Raw genomic sequence first — 18388 nt, 5'->3', positions numbered from 1 at the left:
AGCCGACTTTGCCAGCAAAATCAGGGCGAAATCCGGGCGACCCCCTAGGGGCATTGGTGCCGCCTGTTAGTCGTGCTCGAAGGATTCAGCCTCGCCCCAGAAAACCTCGTCGACCACCCGCCGGGCGTGCCGGGTCAGCTTCAAGTAGGCCTCCAGAAATTCCTGGTTGCCCTCCGGCGCCCAGCCGGCCGCACCGGCCACCTGGGCCAGCTGCGGGCCCGGCTGCGGGAGCTGGTCCACGCGCTTGCCGCGGACCAGGACAAGGGCGTTGCGGGCATCGGTAGCCATCAGCCACGCCTCCCGCAGGCTAGAGACCTGCTCGGCATCAAGCACCTCGCACTGCTCCAGCGCGTCGAGTCCCCGCAGCGTCGAGGGGTCGTGCAGCTGGGTGAATTCGTGCGCGTGCATCATGGTCAGCAGCTGGACTGTCCACTCGATGTCGGTCAGCGCGCCGCGGCCCAACTTGGTGTGGGTGTTGCGGTCCGCCCCGCGCGGCAGGCGCTCGTTGTCCACGCGCGCCTTCATCCGCCGGATGGCGCGGATGGTGGCCTGACTCACTCCCTCGCTGGGGTACCGGAAGCGGTCGATGACCTCCAGGAACCTCTCCCCTACGTCCTTGTCGCCGGCCACGAAGGCCGCGCGCAGCAGCGCCTGCATCTCCCAGGGCTCGCCCCACTGGTCGTAGTAGCGCTCGTAGGAGGCGATGGTGCGCACCACCGCCCCGGATCGGCCCTCCGGGCGCAGTCCCAGGTCTACCTCCAGGGGCGGATCACCCGAGGGCTTGGACAGCCGGCGGCGCATCTTGTCCACGATCCCGATCGCCCACTTGATGGCGGCGGTCTCGTCCACGCCCGGCGCGGGTTCGGCCACTATCATCACGTCCGCGTCCGAGCCGAAGCCCAGCTCCATACCGCCCAGCCGGCCCATGCCGATAACGGCGATCCGCGCCGGCGGGCGCACCGGCTGCGTGGCCGTTGCCCCGTCGGCAGCGTCAGTACCTTCCGTGCCGTCGGGGTCTTCGGGGGTGTCGGCCACTGCTTCTTCCTGAGCGCGCAGCCAGGCGCGGATCTCGGCGCGCAGAGCGGCTTCCAACACCGCGTCCCAGACCAGGGACAGGTCCCGACAGACCTGCTCGACCGGCATGAAGCCCAGCAGATCCGCGGCGGCAATGCGCGCCAGCTCCACCCGGCGCAGGGAACGCGCCACAGCCACCGCCTTGTCCGGGTCGGCGTGCCGCTTAGTGGAGTTGACCAGGGCCTTGAAGGCCTGCTCCGGCTGGGCGTCCATGAGCTTCGGCCCGGCGGCGCCGTCGGAGAGCAGCTTGACGGTATCCGGCGCGGCGATGATGAGGTCCGCGGTGTACGGCGAGGTACCCAGGATCTTCATCAGCCGCTGGCCGACGATGCCCTCGTCCCGCAGCATCCGCAAAAACCAGGTGCGGTCGAAGGCCGCCTCCGACAGCTTGCGGTAGTTGAGCAGGCCCATGTCCGGATCGGCGGTGGCAGACAGCCACTCCATCAGCGTCGGCAGCAAGATCGCCTGGATCTTGGCCTTGCGGGAGCTGCCCGCCGCCAGCGAGGTCAGGTGCTCGAAGGCGCGATCCGGGTAGTTGTACCCCAGGGCGGCCAGTTGCAGCTTCGCGGCCTCGGGCGAGAGCTTGAGCTCCGCGGAACTCATGGAGACCACCGAGTTCAGCAGCGGGCGGTAGAACAGGCGCGAGTGCAGCTGCGAAATCCGGTGGCGGATGGTGCGCAGCGTCGCCGCCATCATCTGGGCGGCGGAACGCTGGCCCGTGGGCGTGAAACCCGAGATCTTGGCCAGCCACTTCCACGCGTCCGCGTCATCGTTGGGCGGCATGGTGTGGGTGCGGCGGAAACGCTCCAGCTGCAGGCGGTGCTCGAGCAGCCGCAGGAATTCATAGGCCTCGATGAGCTGGTTGCCATCCTCGCGGCCCACGTACCCGGCGCTGACCAGGGCGGCCAGGGAATCGACGGTAGACAGCACGCGCAGGCTCTCGTCGGAGCGGCCGTGGACCAGCTGCAGCAGCTGGATGGCGAACTCCACGTCCCGCAGGCCGCCCGAGCCCAGCTTCAGCTCCCGGGCGCGCAGATCCTCGGGCACGTTGTCGAGCACGCGCCGGCGCATGGCCTGCACGTCTTCCACGAAGGACTCGCGCTGGGACGCCGACCAGACCATCGGCCCGATGCGCTCCAGGTAGTCCTGGCCCAGCGGCAGGTAGCCGGTCTGCGGGCGGGCCTTGAGCAGCGCCTGGAACTCCCAGGTGTGCGCCCAGCGCTGGTAGTACTTCACGTGCGAGTCCAGCGTGCGCACCAGGGCCCCGGACTTGCCCTCCGGGCGGAGGTTCGCGTCCACCTCGAAAAAGCACTTGGTGCCGATCTGGATGAACTTCGAGGCCACCCTCGTGGCCTTGCTCAGCTTGGCGTCGCCGTCCTCGCTCAAGGGCTCGGCCACGAAGATGACGTCGACGTCGGAGATGTAATTAAGCTCCCCGGCCCCGCACTTGCCCATCGCGATGACGGCCAGCTGGCTATCCAGCGGCTCCTCGCCGTAGACCGTTGCCGTGGCCACCGCCAGCGCCGCGGTCAGCCCCGCGTCCGCCAGCGCCGTGGTCAGCTGGGTGACCGTGGAGTATTCGATGCGCGGCTGCGGGCGGGATTGCCCCTTGCGCGAATAGAACGTGCCCGCTAGGTCGTGGCTGGCCACGCGCATCATCAGCGTCCGGTACGTCGACTTCAGCGCCCGCGCGGCGTCCTGCCCCGTCGTTCCCGCCACGTAGCTGCCCGGGGAGGTTAGCTGCACACTCGCCGTGTCCGGCCGGTCGAGTTCGGCCACAAACTGCGCGGGGCGGGCATCGACCGCGCCCAAAAGCTGCGCGAGCATCTCCTCCGGCTCCGGCAAGGGCTCGGCCAGCTGGCGCCACAGCTCCGGCTCGGCGGCCAGGTGATCCCCCAGCGCCGTCGATGCCCCCAGCAGCGCCAGCAGCCGGACCCGCAGCGCCTCGTTCGCGCGCATCTGCTGGTCCAGCTCACGACCGGAATCATCCAGGCCCTGATAAAGGCGCATCACCGTGTTCAGCGCCAGATCCGGGTCCCCGGCCGCGGCCAGGCACCAGAGCAGCTCGGTCGATTCGGCGTTGCTCCAGCCCAACCACTCCAGGTCGGCTGCCGCGTTCGCCCGCGTCAGCCCCAGGGTGGCCGGGGAAGGTACCGTCGCGCGCACAGTCAATTGCCCCTTTCGCTTGGTTGTTAAAGGCTTAGTAGTTCAGGTTGTGGCGCAGCTCGAAGGAGGTGATCTGGCGCTGGTAGGCGTGCCACTCATCCCACTTCGAGCGCAGGAAGAACTCGAAGACGTGCTCACCCATGACCTCGGCCATGAAATCGGACTTTTCCAGGTGGCGCAGCGCCTGGTCCAGCGACATGGGCAGGTCCTTGTAGCCCATCGCCCGGCGCTCTCGGCGCGTCAGCTGGTGCACGTCGTCCTCGGCCGGGTCGCCCAGCTCGTAGCCCTCCCGGATGCCCTTGAGCCCGGCAGCCAGCAGGACGGCGTAGCCCAGGTAGGGGTTCATCGCGGAATCCACCGATCGGATCTCCACCCGGCGCGACTCCTCCTTGGTCAGCCGGTAGGTCGGCACGCGCACCAGCGCCGAGCGGTTGGACACGCCCCAGGTCGCCGAGCCCGGGGCCTCCGAGCCGAACATCAGGCGCTTATACGAGTTGACCCACTGGTTTGTCACCGCGGACATCTCATTGGCGTGCTCCAGGATGCCGGCGATGAACTGCTTGGCCGTCGTCGACAGCGAAAACTCATCGTCCGGGTCGTGGAAGGCGTTGGACTCGCCCTCGAACAGGGAAAGGTGGGTGTGCATTCCGGAGCCGGAGTATTCCTCGAAGGGCTTGGGCATGAACGTGCCGCGCACGCCCAGGTCGGCGGCGACCTTCTTGATGACGTAGCGGAAGGTCATGATGGAATCCGCCATGGTGATAACGTCCGCGTGCCGCAGGTCGATCTCCTGCTGGCCCGGCGCGGTCTCGTGGTGGCTAAACTCCGTGGCGATGCCGAGTTCCTCCAGGTACAACATGGCCTGGCGGCGGAAGCGCGGGGCGGCATCCTGGGTGGCCTGGTCGAAATAGCCGCCGTTATCGGTCGGCAGCAGGTCTTCTGCCTCGGGACGCTGCTGCAGTAGGTAGAACTCGATTTCCGGCGAGGCCATGCAGGTAAAACCCTCGTTGGCCGCCGCGGTGACCTGCCGGCGCAGGATGTGGCGCGGGTCCACCATCGACGGCTGCCCATCGGGCTGGGCGATGTCGCAAAACATCCGCGCGGACTGCAGCTCCGGCTCGTCGCGGTCGAAGGGCATGATCTGGAACGTAGACGGATCCGGCAGCGCGATTGTGTCGGATTCCGAGATGCGCGAAAAACCTTCCACGGAGGATCCGTCAAAGCCCACGCCTTCCTCGAAGGCGGATTCCAGCTCGGACGGGCTCATCACCACGGACTTGAGCGCGCCCAGGATATCGGTGAACCACAGGCGAATAAACCGGATATCCCGCTCTTCGACGGTACGCAGCACGAATTCATGTTGGCTGTTCATGGAACCCACCTTAGTAGGCCGGGCTCACCAAAGCGGGCTTTGTCGCGGACCAGTCCGGTGGGCCATTGCAGGGTGGTCACATTGCCCGCCTGCGGCCAGTAAGCGGGGGTGGCCAGCAGGGGAAGCGGCTGCCAGTGCCCCTTGGCCCGCGTGGTCGGATAAGGCCACCGCAGCACCTACTGAATTTGGGAATTTTAGACCCTAAACAACGAAAGGAACTTTTAGCCCATGCGTTTTAGCTACCACCGCCGCCTTGAGCAATTAGCCGACTTCCTCATCCTCGTCGCCCGCGCCGGCTGGCGGCCGGAGGATCTGATCCACATCTGCGGGCCCTATACCCACCAGACGGTCTTTTACGCCGCCGCCCGCATCCCGGCACATGTGACCAGCCCGGCACTGCGGCACGCCTGGTTGACCATCGGCCCGCCGACCGATCCCACCGTCCCGGACAAGGCCATCGACCAGCTCTTTGAGGATTTCAAGTCCCTGCCCAGCCTGCCCGACTGGGAGCTTCTGGATCCTTCTCAGGCCGCCGAGGCCGCCATGACGTCGGCGCAACGCAAGGCCGCCGGCAAGGTGGACGCCCTGTTGCGCAAGGCCGAGTCCACCGAGTTTCTGGACGAGGCGGAAACGCTCATCGCCAAGGCACAGCAGCTGCGGCAGGAATACCGCCTAGCGGAGGCCTCCGCCGGCGCGGAGACAGAAATGCCTTGTATTGCCCACCGCGTGCACCTGCATGCGCCCTGGGTGGCCTACCAGGCTGTACTGCTCAGTGTTATCGCCGCGGCGAACTCGGTCACCGCCTTGCTGGTGGACAAGCGCGGCCTGGCCGTGCTGGTGGGCGCTCCCGACGACTGCGCGCATACCGTGGACCTGTTTGCCAACCTCAACCGCCAGTGCGATTGGCACATGCGCAACGGCGCGGACGCGGAAATGGCCAAGTACTTCAGCCAGACCGCCTCTTACCGCCGCAGCTTCCGCTTGTCCTATGCCGCGCGCATTTCCGAGCTCCTCGAGGAGGCCAACCGCGTCGGTGCGGCCAACGCCGACGGGGACCCGGATGGCGACGGCCTCCTGCCCGTCCTAGCCGAGCGCATGGCCGCCGCCCAGGACGCACTGCAGCAGGTCTACCCGCACACCAGCCAGTCGAGCCTGTCGATGAACAACCCGCTGGGCGCCGGCGCCGGGGCCAGCGCCGCGGAACGCTCCCACTTAAGCGGCGACTCCTCCGGACTCGCGCCCCACCAGCGCGCGCTGAGCGCCTAGCCCCCGTTGTGGGGCCTCAGGCGGGCCCGGTGGTTGCCCACGTTTTCCGGATTCCGCGCCGGCGGGTGATGGCCCCGGTACGGAGCAATATTTAGCCGGGTATGATCGCAGCTAATAGGCACAGCAGTCTTTACAAGGAAAGGGCACCCATGGCAACCAGCAGTTTCCTCGAGATCGAGACGAAGTTCGCAGTCGCGGAATCCACCCCCACCCCGGATCTGACGCGCCTGGCCCACGTCGCCGGGTATGGGGCATCCACCGAACAGTCCCTATCCGCCATCTACTACGACACCGAGGACCTGCGGCTGACCCGCAACAAGATCACCCTGCGGCGCCGCACCGGCGGCAAGGACGACGGCTGGCACATCAAGCTGCCCGGCTCGACCGGCCGCACCGAGGTCCGCGCCGAGCTCGGCGAGCCCGTCGACGGCGAATACCGCGTCCCGGCGGAACTGCTCAGCCATGTGCGCGCCATCGTGCGCAACCACCCGGTCTCCCCCATCGCCCAGGTTGATAACAACCGCACCGAGACCCTGCTGCTGGGCAACGACGGCCGCCCGGTCGCCGAGTTCTGCGACGACCACGTCACCGCCTGGAGCTTCCTGCCCGGCGGCCAGCAGTCCACCTGGCGCGAGTGGGAGCTGGAGCTGGCCGCGGAAACCGCCGGCACCGACCGCGGCAGCGAGCTCATCCGCTCTGCTACCTCCCTGCTCATCGGCGCCGGGGCCCGGGTGTCTGCCTCCCCGTCGAAGCTGTCGTCTGCCCTCGGCCGCTCCAAGGACCAGGCTCCGCTTCCCCCGGCCCTGCGCACCCCGGACGTGGAGGAAGACTCCCCGGCCGCCGCCGTCGTCGAGGCTCTGCAGGCCAACCGCGACAAGCTGGTCGAATACGACCCGAAGGTCCGCGCCGACGAGTGGGATTCCGTCCACCAGATGCGCGTGGCCACCCGCGAGCTGCGCAGCCACCTGCAGACCTTCCACGGGATCGTGGCCGGCCCAGAGATCGAAAAGATCGAGGCCAACCTGAAGGAGCTGGCCGGCATGCTGGGCGTTGCCCGCGACGCCGAGGTCGTCGAGGAACGCTGGCAGTCCCTGCTGGAGGAGGAAGACTCCGACACCCTAGATGAGACCACCCGCCGGCACATCGCCCACGACATGGGCACCGCCTACCGCCGCGCCCACCGTCGCGTCATTGGCGCCCTCAACTCCGACCGCTACCTCGAGCTGCTCGACTCCCTCGACCAGCTGCTTGCCCACCCGCCCGTCGTGGAGGCTCAGCCGGCCGAAACCGAGCCGGAGGCGGCCGCCGATGCCCCTGCCCCGGCCGGCGGCGAGGACACCACCTCCGCCGCGCCCGCGGAAATTGCCCCTGCCGAGGCGGAGTCCGACAAGTCCGAACAGGCCGAGCAGACCAAGCAGACCGAGCAGGCTGAGCAGGCCGAGCCCGAGGACATGGAAACCGTCATGGCGCGGCACCTGGCCAAGGCCTACCGCAAGCTGGTCAAGCGCCACGAAAAGGCGGTTTCCAACTGGGATAATGAAGAGCTCAGCCTGCACGAGCGCGAAGATTACTTCCACGACATGCGCAAGGCCGCCAAGAAACTGCGCTACGCCGCTGAGGCGGCGGGCTCGGCGACCAAGCTCAAGACCAAGCGCCTGTACAAGGCCTGCAAGCAGATGCAGTCGGTGCTGGGCGACTTCCAGGACTCGGTGACCTCCCGCGACAAGCTGCTAGAGCTCGCGCAAGCAGCCCGCAGCCGGGGCGAGGACACCTTCGGCTACGGGCTGCTGTACCAGCGCGAACGCCAGATTGGCCTGGAGGCATTGGAGGACTACTCCGAGTCCTTCGACCAGATTAAGGCGGCGTTCAAGCCGCTGAAGAAGAAGCTGAAGTAGATTACTTATCCCACTGGGCGGGCTTGCCCCAGTCGTCTTCTGCTTCCTCGGCTTCATCGGCCGCGGCGTTGCGCTCCGCCGCGGTCTTGAGCGCGTTGCGGGCCTCTTCCTCGGACGAGTACGGCCCCATCCGGTTGTCCCAGGAATCCTGCGGCCCCTGGGTGACTTCACCGGTAGACGGGTTGAAATACCATCGCGAATCCTGCTCGGCCATGGGCTAATCCTCCTTGGTTGACGGGGGTTATTAAGCGATTTAGCGCGGGTTATCGCCCGCGGGATCCCACAGTACTCATCGGGAGTTGTCCGCGCCGCTAGAATGTTTCTGTTAGGACTTCTCGCCCGCCCGCGCCTCATCCCCGCTGAATCTTCGTCACCGAGGTCGCTGGCGCTGGGCCGGCGAGTGCGACCGCTAATGAAGGAGTATCCCCCGCAATGCCATTTTGGCCCGCCCCGACCGACCATGTCGTCGACAAAGCCCGCGCCGCCCACCACCAACGCGTGGGTGTAGAAGCCGCCCACGTGGCGAGCGCACCGGCGACCTGGCTGCTCATCGGTGAGCACGTTGACCACTACGGGGGCATCGTTGCCGCAGGGCTTTCAGATCTGCGCGCCGCCGCGGCGGTTAGCCCGCGCGAGGATTCAACCATCACCGTGACCTACCGCGTCGACGGCCCCGGCGAACCCCAGGTGCGCGAGGAATCGACGACGCTCGACACCCTGTCCCAGCTGGCCGCGGCGCAGCAGCCCGGCGTCGACGAGGCTGGCCAGCCGGTCCCGCCGCCGTTCCCGACGGGTGGGCTGGCCGAGCGCTTCGGCGGCGTGGTCAGCACAATGGTCTCCCGGCAGTTGCTCTCCCGCGAGACCACCGGAGTGGACATCACCGTGGTCACTGACATCCCTGCTTACTCCGGCCTGGGTGGACTGGCGGCCGCCGATGTCGCCGTGGCCCTAGCCATGCTGGGCGGCAACGAGGATCCCCACGATGCCCCGCTGCGCGCCCGCCTAGCCGAGGTCTGCTCCCAAGCCGTCAATTCCTTCGCCGCCCTGCCGGCGCTGCGCGCCCGCCACACCGCGGCCCTGCGCGGCAACGGCCGGCAGGTTTCCATCATCGACTACGCCGACGGTTCCGTTACCCAGGCCCCGCACCCGCTGGGCGACAAGCTGCACGCCTTCCTCGTCGCGGTCCCGGACTCCACCCCGGACCCGCAGATTGGGGTTGACCTGCGCATCCGCCAGCGCTTCGTCGACAACGCCTGCCACGCTTTCGGCACGGAGAGCCTGCGCCTGCTGCCGGACGCGTCCTCGCGCGTTCTGGACTGGTTGGACGCGGTCCACGAGGTGCACCCGGAACAGGATCACCCCGAGCACGCCGATGCCGCCAGCTGGCTCGGTTTCTACGCCGCCGAGACCGACCGCGCCCTGGGCATCGCGCGCTCGCTGCGCTCCCGCCGCGGCGCGGACTTGCTGCCGCTCCTCCACCAGTCGCAATCGGCGCTGGGCAGCATCTACCACCTGCCGGTGGCTGCCGAGGTCGCCGAGCTGGTCACGGCCCGCGGCGCGGTGGAAGCCCGAGCGGCCGCGGCCGGCGTGGCCAACTCGGTCATCGCCTACGTGCCCGCCGAACGCGCGCAGAATTTCTCTCAGGATCTCGCCGACGACGGCCTGCTCGTCGTCCCGGTCAACCCCGGCGAGCCCGCCGCCTAATCGACCGGTCCTAGTCGGCCGGTTCTAGTCAGCCGGCCAGGCGAATCGCACCGCGCGCTCTTCCGGCTCCGCGGTGACCAGGGAAACCGAGGTCTCGCTGCCCGGCTCGGGCGCGCCCACGCACTGCCCGATGACCGGGGGCTCGTTGACCAAAAGGCGGGCGGTCTCGCGCTCGGCGTTGCTGGAGAGCACCACCGCCGAGAAGTTCGTGCCCACCCACGGCTCCAGGACCGTGGCCTCGGTCAGCTGCAGGCACGCCTTGTCCACCTGGGAGGCCAACTGGGAGCTCCGCCGCATCGATGCCACCGCCTCCTCACCGTCCGCCTGCCCCCACTCGGGGACGTCGGTGCCGGCGCAGATAGCCAGGCAGACCTCCAATCCGAACCGGTCGATGAGCCGGCGCAGCGGCGCGGTCACGTGCGCGTAATAGCCGCCGATGCCCGCGTGGATCTGCCCCTCGTCTCGCCCCAGCAGGGCGTAGTCCGCCCCGCGCAGTAGCCGCAGAGCCTCGCGCATGACCGCCATCCCCCGAGGTGAGCTGGCATCCACCCCGCGCAGGAACTCGGAGATGCTAAGCTCGTTCAACTCGAAGCCTAGGGCGCGGGCCTCGGCGCGGAACTCCTCCTCGGCCTCGGGGCTGGCACCTGGCAGGGTGCGCAGGAAACCCACGCCGTGGCTGTGCATAAGCTGGCCCGCGCACATGCCGGCCATCAGGGAAATCTCGGAGTTATAGTCCATGACCTCGTGGCGCGGCTCGATCTCTAGCTCGAAGCGCCCGTCGGCGTCTTCGACGACCCGCTGCGACGGGATGCGCAGCGAAATCGCCTCGCGCCGCAGCGCGGAGGCCTGCCGCAGCTGACCTACCTCCGGCAGCAGGCGGATGGCCGAGTTCATCCGCCCGTGTACTAGGTCCTCGTGGACGCCGTCGTAGTCCAGCCGCGCCCGGGAGCGTACGAGGGCGCGCTCGACGAAGAAGTCGGTCACCTCCCCGTCCGTGTCCAGGCCGAAGCTGAAGAGCACGGCCGGCCGGTCCACGCCCTCCAGCAGGGACGCGCGGTCCTCAGACAGCACGGGCGGGTGCAGGCGGGCCGGCGAATCCGGCAGGTAGATGGTCTGGCCGCGGGCCATGGACTCCGCGTGCACGGCCGCCGGCGCCCCTTCGCCGGCCCCGCCCAGCCAGGCGCCCACGTCGGCAATGGCGTAGTAGACGTGGTAGCCGCCCGCGGTCCCGCTGGTGATGTAGACGGCTTGGTCCAGGTCCTTGGAGCCCGGCGGGTCGATGGTGACCAACGGCAGGTCGCGGGCGTCTCGGCGGCTGGCGGCAAATTGATCGACCGCCGCGCGGGCCTGGTCGGTGACGTGTTCGTTGAAGTCGCGGGAGACCTGGAATTCCGCGGCGACGTTATCAAAGTCCAGCGGCGCAGCATACAGCTTCATACCGGCTCATTGTTCCACAGGCGCCCCACTCCCGCGCGCCAGTGTGAGCGACGGAAAATGGAAAGGTGTGGGGCGAATGAGCCGGCCTGTGAGCCGGATTCTGTCCGCGCGGGGCGGTTGCCCGTCCCCGGCGTGGTAAACATCCATCTGGGTCGACCATTGCTGGCCGCCTCAAGCAGCTACCTTCAGGCTCGGGCGAGCAGCCCTCAAACACCTGATCGGGCCTGCCCAAAAGGCAGGCCGTGATGCCTTGCTCCCGGTGGGGTTTACCCAGCCGCCCCAGTCACCTGGGGTGCTGGTGCGCTCTTAACGCACCGTTTCACCCTTACCTGGATTGCTCCAGGCGGTCTACTTTCTGTTGCACTTGCCCGCGGGTTGCCCCGGGTTGCTGTTAGCAACCACCGTGCTCTGTGGAGTCCGGACTTTCCTCGGCGCCTGCCTGCCCCAACGCGTGGGGCGGTTCATTTGCCGCGTTTACCCGGCCGACTCATTCGCGCGCTTTAGTCTAGTCCGCGCGCGGGCCGGCGTGAAAATTAGCTCTGGCCCGCATCTAGCCCGGACAGGTGGCCGGCGTCGTTGACGCAGCGCACCAGAGCGCCGTCGTCCCAGAACTCCACCTCGGACAGCGAGGCAAGATCCAAAAAGAAGCGATCGAACAGGCTGGGCCCGCCGCCCAGGCCCTGCGCGACAAGCGACTTGATCGGGTTGACGTGGCTCACCAGCACGATGGTCTTGCCCGCATAGCGCTTGACTAGCTTCTTCCGCGCCTGGCGCACCCGGCGGTGCAGCTGCTGCAGGGATTCCCCGCCCGGCGTGGATACCGCGGTGTCTTCCAGCCACTTAGCGTGCAGTTGCGGGTCGCGCTCGTGGGCCTGGTTAAAGGTCAGCTTCTCCCAGGCGCCGAAGTCGAGCTCGATGAGCCCGTCGTCGGTGCCCACGTCCAGGCTCAGGACCTCGCCGACGGCCCGGGCGGTTTCCTGGCACCGGGCCAACGGGGAGGCCACCACCGCCGCGACCTGGCCGTCCTCGCCCGTGCCGAAGCTGCTGGCTAGGGCCTGCGCGGCGGCTAGGGCCTGGCGGCGGCCGAGCTCGGTCAGGGGCGGGTTGGAGTGTCCGGAGTACTGGCGCTGCGCCGACATCTTGGTTTGCCCGTGGCGCAGCAGCACCAGCCGCGTGGTTTCCCCGCGCTCGCCCAGCCAGTCGTTGGGCGCCGGTCCGCCGTGCTCGGTCGTGCCCGCGGCGTGGTCGCCCGTACCCGCATCGCCCTCGATGCCGCCGACGATGCCGACCGCGTGGCCGGCGGCCGCCGCGTCCATGGCGTCGTTGGACAGGGCGTCGGCGACCTTGTTCTTGGCGCGCGGCACCCAGGCCAGCTGGAAGTCGTCCAGGCCGGCTACCAGCTTGTGCGCCTGCATGGCCAGCTTCTGCATGTCGGGGTGCTTGATCTTCCAGCGCCCGTTCATCTGCTCGACGACGAGCTTGGAGTCCATGTAGAACTCGACCTCGGTGGCACCCAGCTCGCGGGCGGCCTCGAGCCCGCGCAGCAGGCCGTTGTACTCGGCGACGTTATTGGTCGACTGCGTGCCGACCACGTAGGCGATGGTGCGCAGCACCTCGCGGCCGTCGGCGGCGTAGACGACCGTGCCGGAGCCGGCCACCCCGGGGTTGCCGCGGGATCCGCCGTCGGCGTAGATGATTACCTTCATGGCACCGGCCGCCTAGGACTGTCGGATGAGGTAGGTGCCGCACTCGGGGCACTGCGGGACTTCGTCGTCCGGCGCGTTGCGCACCGCGGACTGGTCCGCCGGCGGGAGCACGATGAAGCAGCCGCCGCAGGACTTCTGCGCCTTAAACTCGGCGGCACCGACGTTGTTTTCGGCGCGCTGGTCGTCGAAAATCCGCAGCGCCTCGCCCGGCAGCTGACCGCGCAGCTGCTCGATTTCCACGCGCGGGGCCGGCTGGTTGGCGGTCGCAGCCTGGGCGGCCTCCGCGGCGCGGCGGGCCACGTCGAGCTTGCGGGCGGCCTCGTCGCGCTGCGCGCCCTGGGAGTCGCGGTTGTTGCGCAGGGCGTGGATCTCGTTGTGGGCTTCCTGCAGTTCGCTCATCAGGTCAGCGATGCGCGACTTCGCCGCGTAGCGGTCGTGCTCCAAGTCGCGGCGCTTGTCCGGATCCAGCTCGGCGGACAGCTGCTTGCGGTCGTCGCGCTCGCGGGCGCGCAGCTTGCGTTCGTCGGCCTGGATGCGCAGTATCTCGTTTTCCATATCGTCCACGGCCATTTGGGCGGATCCGGCGGAATCCACCAGGCGGGCGTACTCGCGCTCGGCGCTAGCCAGCTCCTCCTGCTCCGGGCTCTGGCACTCCTCGGCGCCGAAGTCGACGGCGCGCTGCAGATTGGCCAGCTTCAGCAGCACGGCCTGGCTCTCAGGTTGCAGCTTCATGTTCTTTATTCTCCTTCCGAATGTAGCGACACGGTCCACGGATCGGTGCGAATTTCTAGGACTTCGCAGTCTAGCCCGGTCTTGCCGGCGACCATGTCGCGTGCCTGGTAAGTCCAGGGGAACTCGCTGGCCCAGTGCGCGGTGTCGATGACCGCGGGGCCGCCGGCGCGCAGGTGCTCGTCGACGGGGTGGTGCCGCAGATCCGAGGTCACGTACACGTCGACGCCTAGTTTAGCCGCCTGGTCCAGGAAGCTATCGCCGGCACCGGAGCTAACAGCCACGGTCTGGATGAGCTGGTCCGGATCCCCGGCCGCGCGCACGCCCCAGACGGTCTCCGGCAGGGCGTTGGCCACCTGCTGGGTAAACTCCCGCAGTGTCATCGGATCCGGCAGGCGGCCCACCCGCCCCAGGCCGCAGGCCTGCTCCAGGTCCACAGGGTTGGCGGTCTCCATGACGTCGTAGGCGGGGACCTCGTAGGGGTGGGCATCGATAAGCGCGGCCCGGATGGCGCTGCGCCGGGACGAAGGCGCGACAAATTCCACGCGGGTCTCGGCCCCTCGGTGGAGGGTGCCGATCTCGCCCTCGGTGGGGTTGGCCCCTGGCAGAGGCTCGAACTGGCCGGTGCCGGCGATGTCGAATGAGCAGGCGCGGTAGTTGCCAATCTGGCCGCCCCCGGCGGCGAAGAGGGCCTCCTTGACCCGGTCGGCAGCGTCGGCCGGCACGTGCACGCCCCACTTGTCTATCACGTCCGGGTCCTTGACCACGATGGGCCGGCCCGGGGTGATGCCGACCAGCTCGGCCAGCTTGTCGTTGACGCCGGGCCGGGCGGAGTCGGCGTTGGTGTGGGCGGCATACAAAGCCACGCCCCCGCTGAGCAGGGTGTGGACGACCTTGCCCTTCGGCGTGTTCGCGGCCACCGAGGTCACCCCGCGCAGCAGCAGCGGGTGGTGGACGACGAGCAGCTGCGCGCCGGCATCGACCGCCGCCTGGGCGACCTCAAGCGTGCAGTCCAAGGCGAAGGCCACCTTGGTGACCGGGGCGTCCGGGTCGCCGCAGACCAGGCCGACGGCGTCCCATTTTTCCGCCAGCGCCGGCGGGTAGGCCGAATCCAGGTGGTGACAGACTTCTCCCACGGTGGCCGTAGTGGTCATACTTTTTATGCTCCTTTAGCGTTGGCAGGTCCTAAAGGTATATCCTAACTGCGTTCTACGGTTGTGTAAGCAGCCCCCACTAATCGAGCTAAAGGTGAGAATTCCCCGCTGATGGTTGTTTCTGAGACTGATCCCCGCCTCCACATCGTCTTCGTCTGCACGGGCAATATCTGCCGCTCCCCCATGGCCGAGGTCATCATCCACGACGCCGTGGAGTCCGCCGGGCTTGACGATGCCGCGCGCATCACCTCCTGCGGCCTCGGCGGCTGGCACGTCGGCCAAGGCGCCGACAAGCGCGCCATCGCCGAGCTGCGCCGCGGCGGCTACGACGGCAGCGCCCACCGCGCCAGCCAGCTGGCCGCCGAGGACCTAGACGCCGACCTCATCGTCGCCCTGGATACCGGCCACTTGGCCACCCTGCGCGACCAGGCCCCGGCTCCGGACAAGGTCGTCCTGCTGCGCGACTTCGACCCGGATTCCGCCCCAGGGTCCTCGGTGGAGGATCCCTTCTACGGCAACGAGGAGGATTTCGCCCGCACCCGCCAAGCCATCGAGGCCGCCGCCGACGGGCTCATGGCTTGGATTCGCGACCATGCCCGTGACTAGACTGGGCATTCGTGGGTACTCGGACTAAGCAGACGGCGCCGGACAGCGAGCCGGTGCGCGCGCGGCAGCAGACAGCATGGTGGAAGACTTTCCTCAAGCCCAGCTGGGTTTTCCTGCTGCTGTTCGTGATCGTGTTTTCCTACCTGGCCTTCACGGTGCTAGCACCCTGGCAGCTGGGCAAGGACGACGACATCGTCGAGCGCAATGAGCACATCACCGCCGCCTATGAGAAGGATCCTGTCCCGGCGGACGAAATCCTGGGTGATAACGGCGCCATCGAAGGCGGCGAGGAGTGGTCGCGCGTTATCCTGCGCGGGCAGTACCTGCCGGACGACGAGGTGCTGGTGCGCCTGCGGCCGGTGGCCTCCGGGCCGTCCTACCAGTCCCTGGTCCCTTTCCGCACCGACGGCGGCCAGACCATCCTGGTCAACCGCGGCTGGGTACCGGCCGGCGAGGCCAACGCCGTGCCGGAAATCGCCCCCGCCCCCAGCGGGCCGCAGGAGATCATCGGCATGGTCCGCCAGCACGAGGCCGAGCATTCCTCCGCCCCCGTCGAGCGCGACGGCTACCCCCAAGTCTATTCCATCAACCCACCCCAGGTCGGCAAGCTTATCGATGCCAACCTCGGACTCGACTACGTCCAGCTCACCGAGGATCAGCCGGGCGTGCTCAACCCCATCCCGATCCCGCAGATGGATCGCGGCAACCACCTGTCCTACGGCTTCCAGTGGATAGCCTTCGGCATCATGGCCCCGCTGGGCCTGGGCTATTTCGTCTGGGCCGAGATCCGCGAGCGGCGCCGCGTCCGCGACGAAGAAGCCGAGATGGCCCAGCTGGACGCCGCCGACGCGCAAGGTGGCCCGGCCACTGACCCGGCCGCAACCGCTGGTTCGACCGCAGCCGCCGCGCCGGAGACCGCGGACGCCAAGGCCGAGGCCGCCGAGGCCCACGAGCGCCGCATGCGCGCCCGCTACGGAGACTCCAAGCCGGACTTCTACTCGAAGTTCGCCAAGCGAAACAAGGAGAGGTTCTAGCGCGCAACGCACGCAAACCTAGACCTCCGCGCGCTCGAAGAGCACCGGGCGTAGCCAGCGCGCGACGAAAACGAGCGCCACAAGGACGGGAACCTCGACCAGCGGCCCGATGGTACCGGCGAGCGCTTCGCCCGAGGCCGCCCCGAAAGTGCCAATCGCCACGGCGATAGCCAGCTCGAAATTGTTGCCCGCCGCAGTAAACGCCACCGATGCCGACTGCTCATAGCCCATACCCACGGCCTTGACCAGTGCCAGTGCTACGGCGAACATCAGCAGGAAGTAGGCAACGAGAGGCAGCGCCACCCGAGCGACCGCCCACGGGTTGTCCACCACCCGCTGGCCCTGGAGGGTAAACAGCAAAACGATGGTATATAGCAGGCCGATGAGCGCCAGCGGAGAAATCTTGGGGAGAAATTTCTCTTCGTACCACGAGCGTCCCTTCGCCCGTTCCCCCACTATCCGGGTGACGACGCCGGCCACCAGCGGGATGCCCAGAAAGACGAGCACGGATCGCACGATGGCACTCAACGAAAACTCCGCGCTGACTGTGTGCCAGCCCAGCCAGCCGGGTAGGACCTCGAGGTAAAACCAACCGAGGACCCCGAACATCGCGATCTGGAACAGGGAGTTGACCGCGACGAGGACGGCGGTGGCATCGCGATCCGCGCAGGACAGGTCCGACCAGACCAGGACCATTGCAATACACCTGGCCAGGCCCACGATGATCACACCGGTACGCAGCGCCGGTTCATCGGCCAGGAAAATCCACGCCAGCGCGAACATCAGGGCGGGGCCCACCAACCAATTGAGCACGATGGACAGCCCCATCAGGCGGGCGTCGGCGGCGATCCGCTTGGCCTTGTCGTAGCGCACCTTCGCCAAAGGCGGGTACATCATCACCAGCAGGCCGATGGCGATGGGCAGCGAGACCCCGCCCATCTCCCAGGACTCCAGTACGCGGCTGAGCCCGGGCGCCCAGTGACTAAGAGCGACGCCGAGGAGCATCGCGGCCAGGATCCAGACGGGCAAGTATCGGTCAAGGAAGGACATCCGCGCGGCAGAGGGCATGCGTACCAGCTTTCCAAGTCTTTAAATATCGACGTTTATCGATATTAAGCTATCGCGCCGTCCCACCGCGGTCAACAGCACCGGAGCGCTATCCTTAGCACCATGTCCTGTCACACGCCCCCGCACCCCCAGCCCGAGTGTTGCGCGCTTGGCAGCGGGCTGCTCAGCGATGCCGAGGCCAACCGCTACGCCACCACCTTCAAGGTCTTGGGCGATCCCGCCCGGCTGACAATCCTGACCCACCTAGGCGCCGCCGGCTGCCCACCCACGGACGTCACCGCCCTCACCGAGATGCTGGGGATGTCGCAATCAACCGTGTCCTACCACCTTAAAAAGCTCTGCGATGCCGGCCTCCTCCACCGCCGCCGCCACGGCCGCCGCGTCGTCCACGAGGTGGCCCCAGACGCCTTCGCCGACCTGCGCGGCGTACTCCAGATCGGCTAGGAACGGCGAGCCCCACCCCTCGCCAGGTGCCATGCAAGGGTATTGAGCTGCAGAAGGCCCTCCCCAGATAACCGGGAAGGGCCTTTAATTCTGTGCGGCCTACAGGGCTCGAACCTGTGACCTATTGGGTGTAAACCAATTGCTCTTCCAGCTGAGCTAAAGCCGCAATGCGCGAAAAGCGCTTTACAAAGACTAGCCCGACGCCGCGAGCTAGTGCAAATTCACCCCGCCAGCTGGCGGTGGGGTTTTATTTCTTGGTGTAGCCGCGACCGACCAGGCAGCTGCCCTGCCAGTCGCCGAGGCGCTCCGCCTTGGTCTGGACCAGGCCGGCCTGCTGGGCGGACTCGGAGATTTCGCCCGGGGCGACGGTGCCCGGCTTGCCCGCACCCGGGGTCAGCAGCCAGATGACCCCGCCCGCGCCCAGCGGGCGCAGGGAGTCGACCAGCCCGTCAACCAGGTCTCCGTCCCCGTCGCGCCACCACAGCACGACGGCGTCACACAGTTCGTCATTTTCTTCTTCGAGGAAATCTTCCCCGATGACGTCTTCGACGGATTCGGAGATTGCCGGATCGCAATCCTCGTCCCATCCGAGCTCTAGGGCAACCATGCCTTTGTCGATGCCCAGCACCTTCGCGTAGTCAGCATGGTCGTTGGTTACGCCCGCAGCGTCCGCCACTGAAATTGTCCTCCTGTGTGTTTAGGGTCCTGGCGCTTCACCAGGCTGTGTCAGGTA

Annotated in this window: 15 protein-coding genes, 1 tRNA gene and 1 other RNA gene; 6 read left to right on the top strand and 11 right to left on the bottom strand. The window is 67.7% G+C overall.

Annotated elements, in window-relative coordinates:
- Positions 1-66 precede the first annotated feature (66 nt).
- The gene (locus tag QQS52_RS10525; protein WP_472773814.1) at positions 67-3240 is read right to left on the bottom strand and encodes a bifunctional [glutamine synthetase] adenylyltransferase/[glutamine synthetase]-adenylyl-L-tyrosine phosphorylase; all 3174 of its coding nucleotides are present in this window, start codon (positions 3238-3240) and stop codon (positions 67-69) included.
- Between the two features lie 34 nt (positions 3241-3274).
- Positions 3275-4612 carry a glutamine synthetase family protein gene (locus QQS52_RS10520; protein ID WP_070767733.1) on the bottom strand — a complete coding sequence of 446 codons (1338 nt, stop codon included), beginning with the start codon at positions 4610-4612 and terminating at the stop codon, positions 3275-3277.
- A 228-nt stretch (positions 4613-4840) separates the two neighbouring features.
- On the opposite strand from QQS52_RS10520, the gene QQS52_RS10515 reads away from it, so the two are divergent.
- A complete protein-coding gene (locus tag QQS52_RS10515) occupies positions 4841-5878 on the top strand; it encodes a DUF2786 domain-containing protein (protein ID WP_472773813.1) in 1038 nt (345 codons plus the stop codon).
- Positions 5879-6027: 149 nt separating this feature from the next.
- Positions 6028-7773, top strand: coding sequence for a CYTH and CHAD domain-containing protein (locus QQS52_RS10510; RefSeq protein WP_472773812.1), 1746 nt, complete (start codon positions 6028-6030; stop codon positions 7771-7773).
- Between the two features lies 1 nt (position 7774).
- Here the strand turns inward: QQS52_RS10510 and QQS52_RS10505 are convergent, their stop codons facing one another.
- On the bottom strand, positions 7775-7987 hold the full coding sequence (locus QQS52_RS10505) for a hypothetical protein (protein ID WP_472773811.1): 213 nt from the start codon (positions 7985-7987) through the stop codon (positions 7775-7777).
- 218 nt (positions 7988-8205) lie between these two features.
- Here QQS52_RS10505 and QQS52_RS10500 point away from each other — a divergent pair, with 218 nt between their 5' ends.
- Entirely contained in the window at positions 8206-9477 is a 1272-nt protein-coding gene (locus QQS52_RS10500; protein WP_472773810.1) for a galactokinase family protein, read from the top strand.
- 24 nt (positions 9478-9501) lie between these two features.
- Here QQS52_RS10500 and QQS52_RS10495 read toward each other — a convergent pair whose 3' ends face one another.
- From QQS52_RS10495 to QQS52_RS10475, 5 genes are all read right to left on the bottom strand, one after another.
- Entirely contained in the window at positions 9502-10914 is a 1413-nt protein-coding gene (locus QQS52_RS10495) for an RNB domain-containing ribonuclease (protein ID WP_472773809.1), read from the bottom strand.
- A 73-nt stretch (positions 10915-10987) separates the two neighbouring features.
- An RNA gene (gene rnpB, locus QQS52_RS10490) (RNase P RNA component class A) lies at positions 10988-11404 on the bottom strand.
- A gap of 43 nt (positions 11405-11447) precedes the next feature.
- Positions 11448-12620, bottom strand: a complete 1173-nt coding sequence (locus QQS52_RS10485) for a bifunctional RNase H/acid phosphatase (RefSeq protein WP_472773808.1) — start codon at positions 12618-12620, stop codon at positions 11448-11450.
- Between the two features lie 12 nt (positions 12621-12632).
- On the bottom strand, positions 12633-13352 hold the full coding sequence (locus tag QQS52_RS10480) for a zinc ribbon domain-containing protein (protein WP_472773807.1): 720 nt from the start codon (positions 13350-13352) through the stop codon (positions 12633-12635).
- Positions 13353-13357: 5 nt separating this feature from the next.
- Positions 13358-14503, bottom strand: a complete 1146-nt coding sequence (locus tag QQS52_RS10475; RefSeq protein WP_472773806.1) for a Nif3-like dinuclear metal center hexameric protein — start codon at positions 14501-14503, stop codon at positions 13358-13360.
- Between the two features lie 111 nt (positions 14504-14614).
- Here QQS52_RS10475 and QQS52_RS10470 point away from each other — a divergent pair, with 111 nt between their 5' ends.
- Both QQS52_RS10470 and QQS52_RS10465 read left to right on the top strand, forming a co-directional pair.
- A complete protein-coding gene (locus QQS52_RS10470; RefSeq protein WP_472773805.1) occupies positions 14615-15109 on the top strand; it encodes a low molecular weight protein-tyrosine-phosphatase in 495 nt (164 codons plus the stop codon).
- A gap of 53 nt (positions 15110-15162) precedes the next feature.
- Positions 15163-16143 (top strand): SURF1 family cytochrome oxidase biogenesis protein, encoded by a 981-nt coding sequence (locus tag QQS52_RS10465; protein WP_472773826.1) that lies wholly within the window; start codon positions 15163-15165, stop codon positions 16141-16143.
- An 18-nt stretch (positions 16144-16161) separates the two neighbouring features.
- On the opposite strand, the gene arsB is transcribed toward QQS52_RS10465, so the two are convergent.
- A complete protein-coding gene (gene arsB, locus QQS52_RS10460; protein WP_472773804.1) occupies positions 16162-17211 on the bottom strand; it encodes an ACR3 family arsenite efflux transporter in 1050 nt (349 codons plus the stop codon).
- A 102-nt stretch (positions 17212-17313) separates the two neighbouring features.
- Here arsB and QQS52_RS10455 point away from each other — a divergent pair, with 102 nt between their 5' ends.
- Complete coding sequence (locus tag QQS52_RS10455) at positions 17314-17655, top strand: ArsR/SmtB family transcription factor (protein WP_472773803.1); 342 nt, start codon at positions 17314-17316, stop codon at positions 17653-17655.
- Positions 17656-17748: 93 nt separating this feature from the next.
- Here QQS52_RS10455 and QQS52_RS10450 read toward each other — a convergent pair.
- Together QQS52_RS10450 and QQS52_RS10445 are read right to left on the bottom strand one after the other, a co-directional pair.
- A tRNA-Val gene (locus QQS52_RS10450) sits at positions 17749-17821 on the bottom strand.
- Between the two features lie 81 nt (positions 17822-17902).
- Positions 17903-18331: a DUF3052 domain-containing protein gene (locus QQS52_RS10445; protein ID WP_472773802.1), complete on the bottom strand. Its 429-nt coding sequence runs from the start codon at positions 18329-18331 to the stop codon at positions 17903-17905.
- Positions 18332-18388: the final 57 nt, after the last annotated feature.

It is taken from the genome of Corynebacterium sp. 1103A (assembly GCF_055700955.1).
Note: the sequence above shows the minus strand (reverse complement) of the source record. Positions and strands in the feature narration are given on the sequence as shown.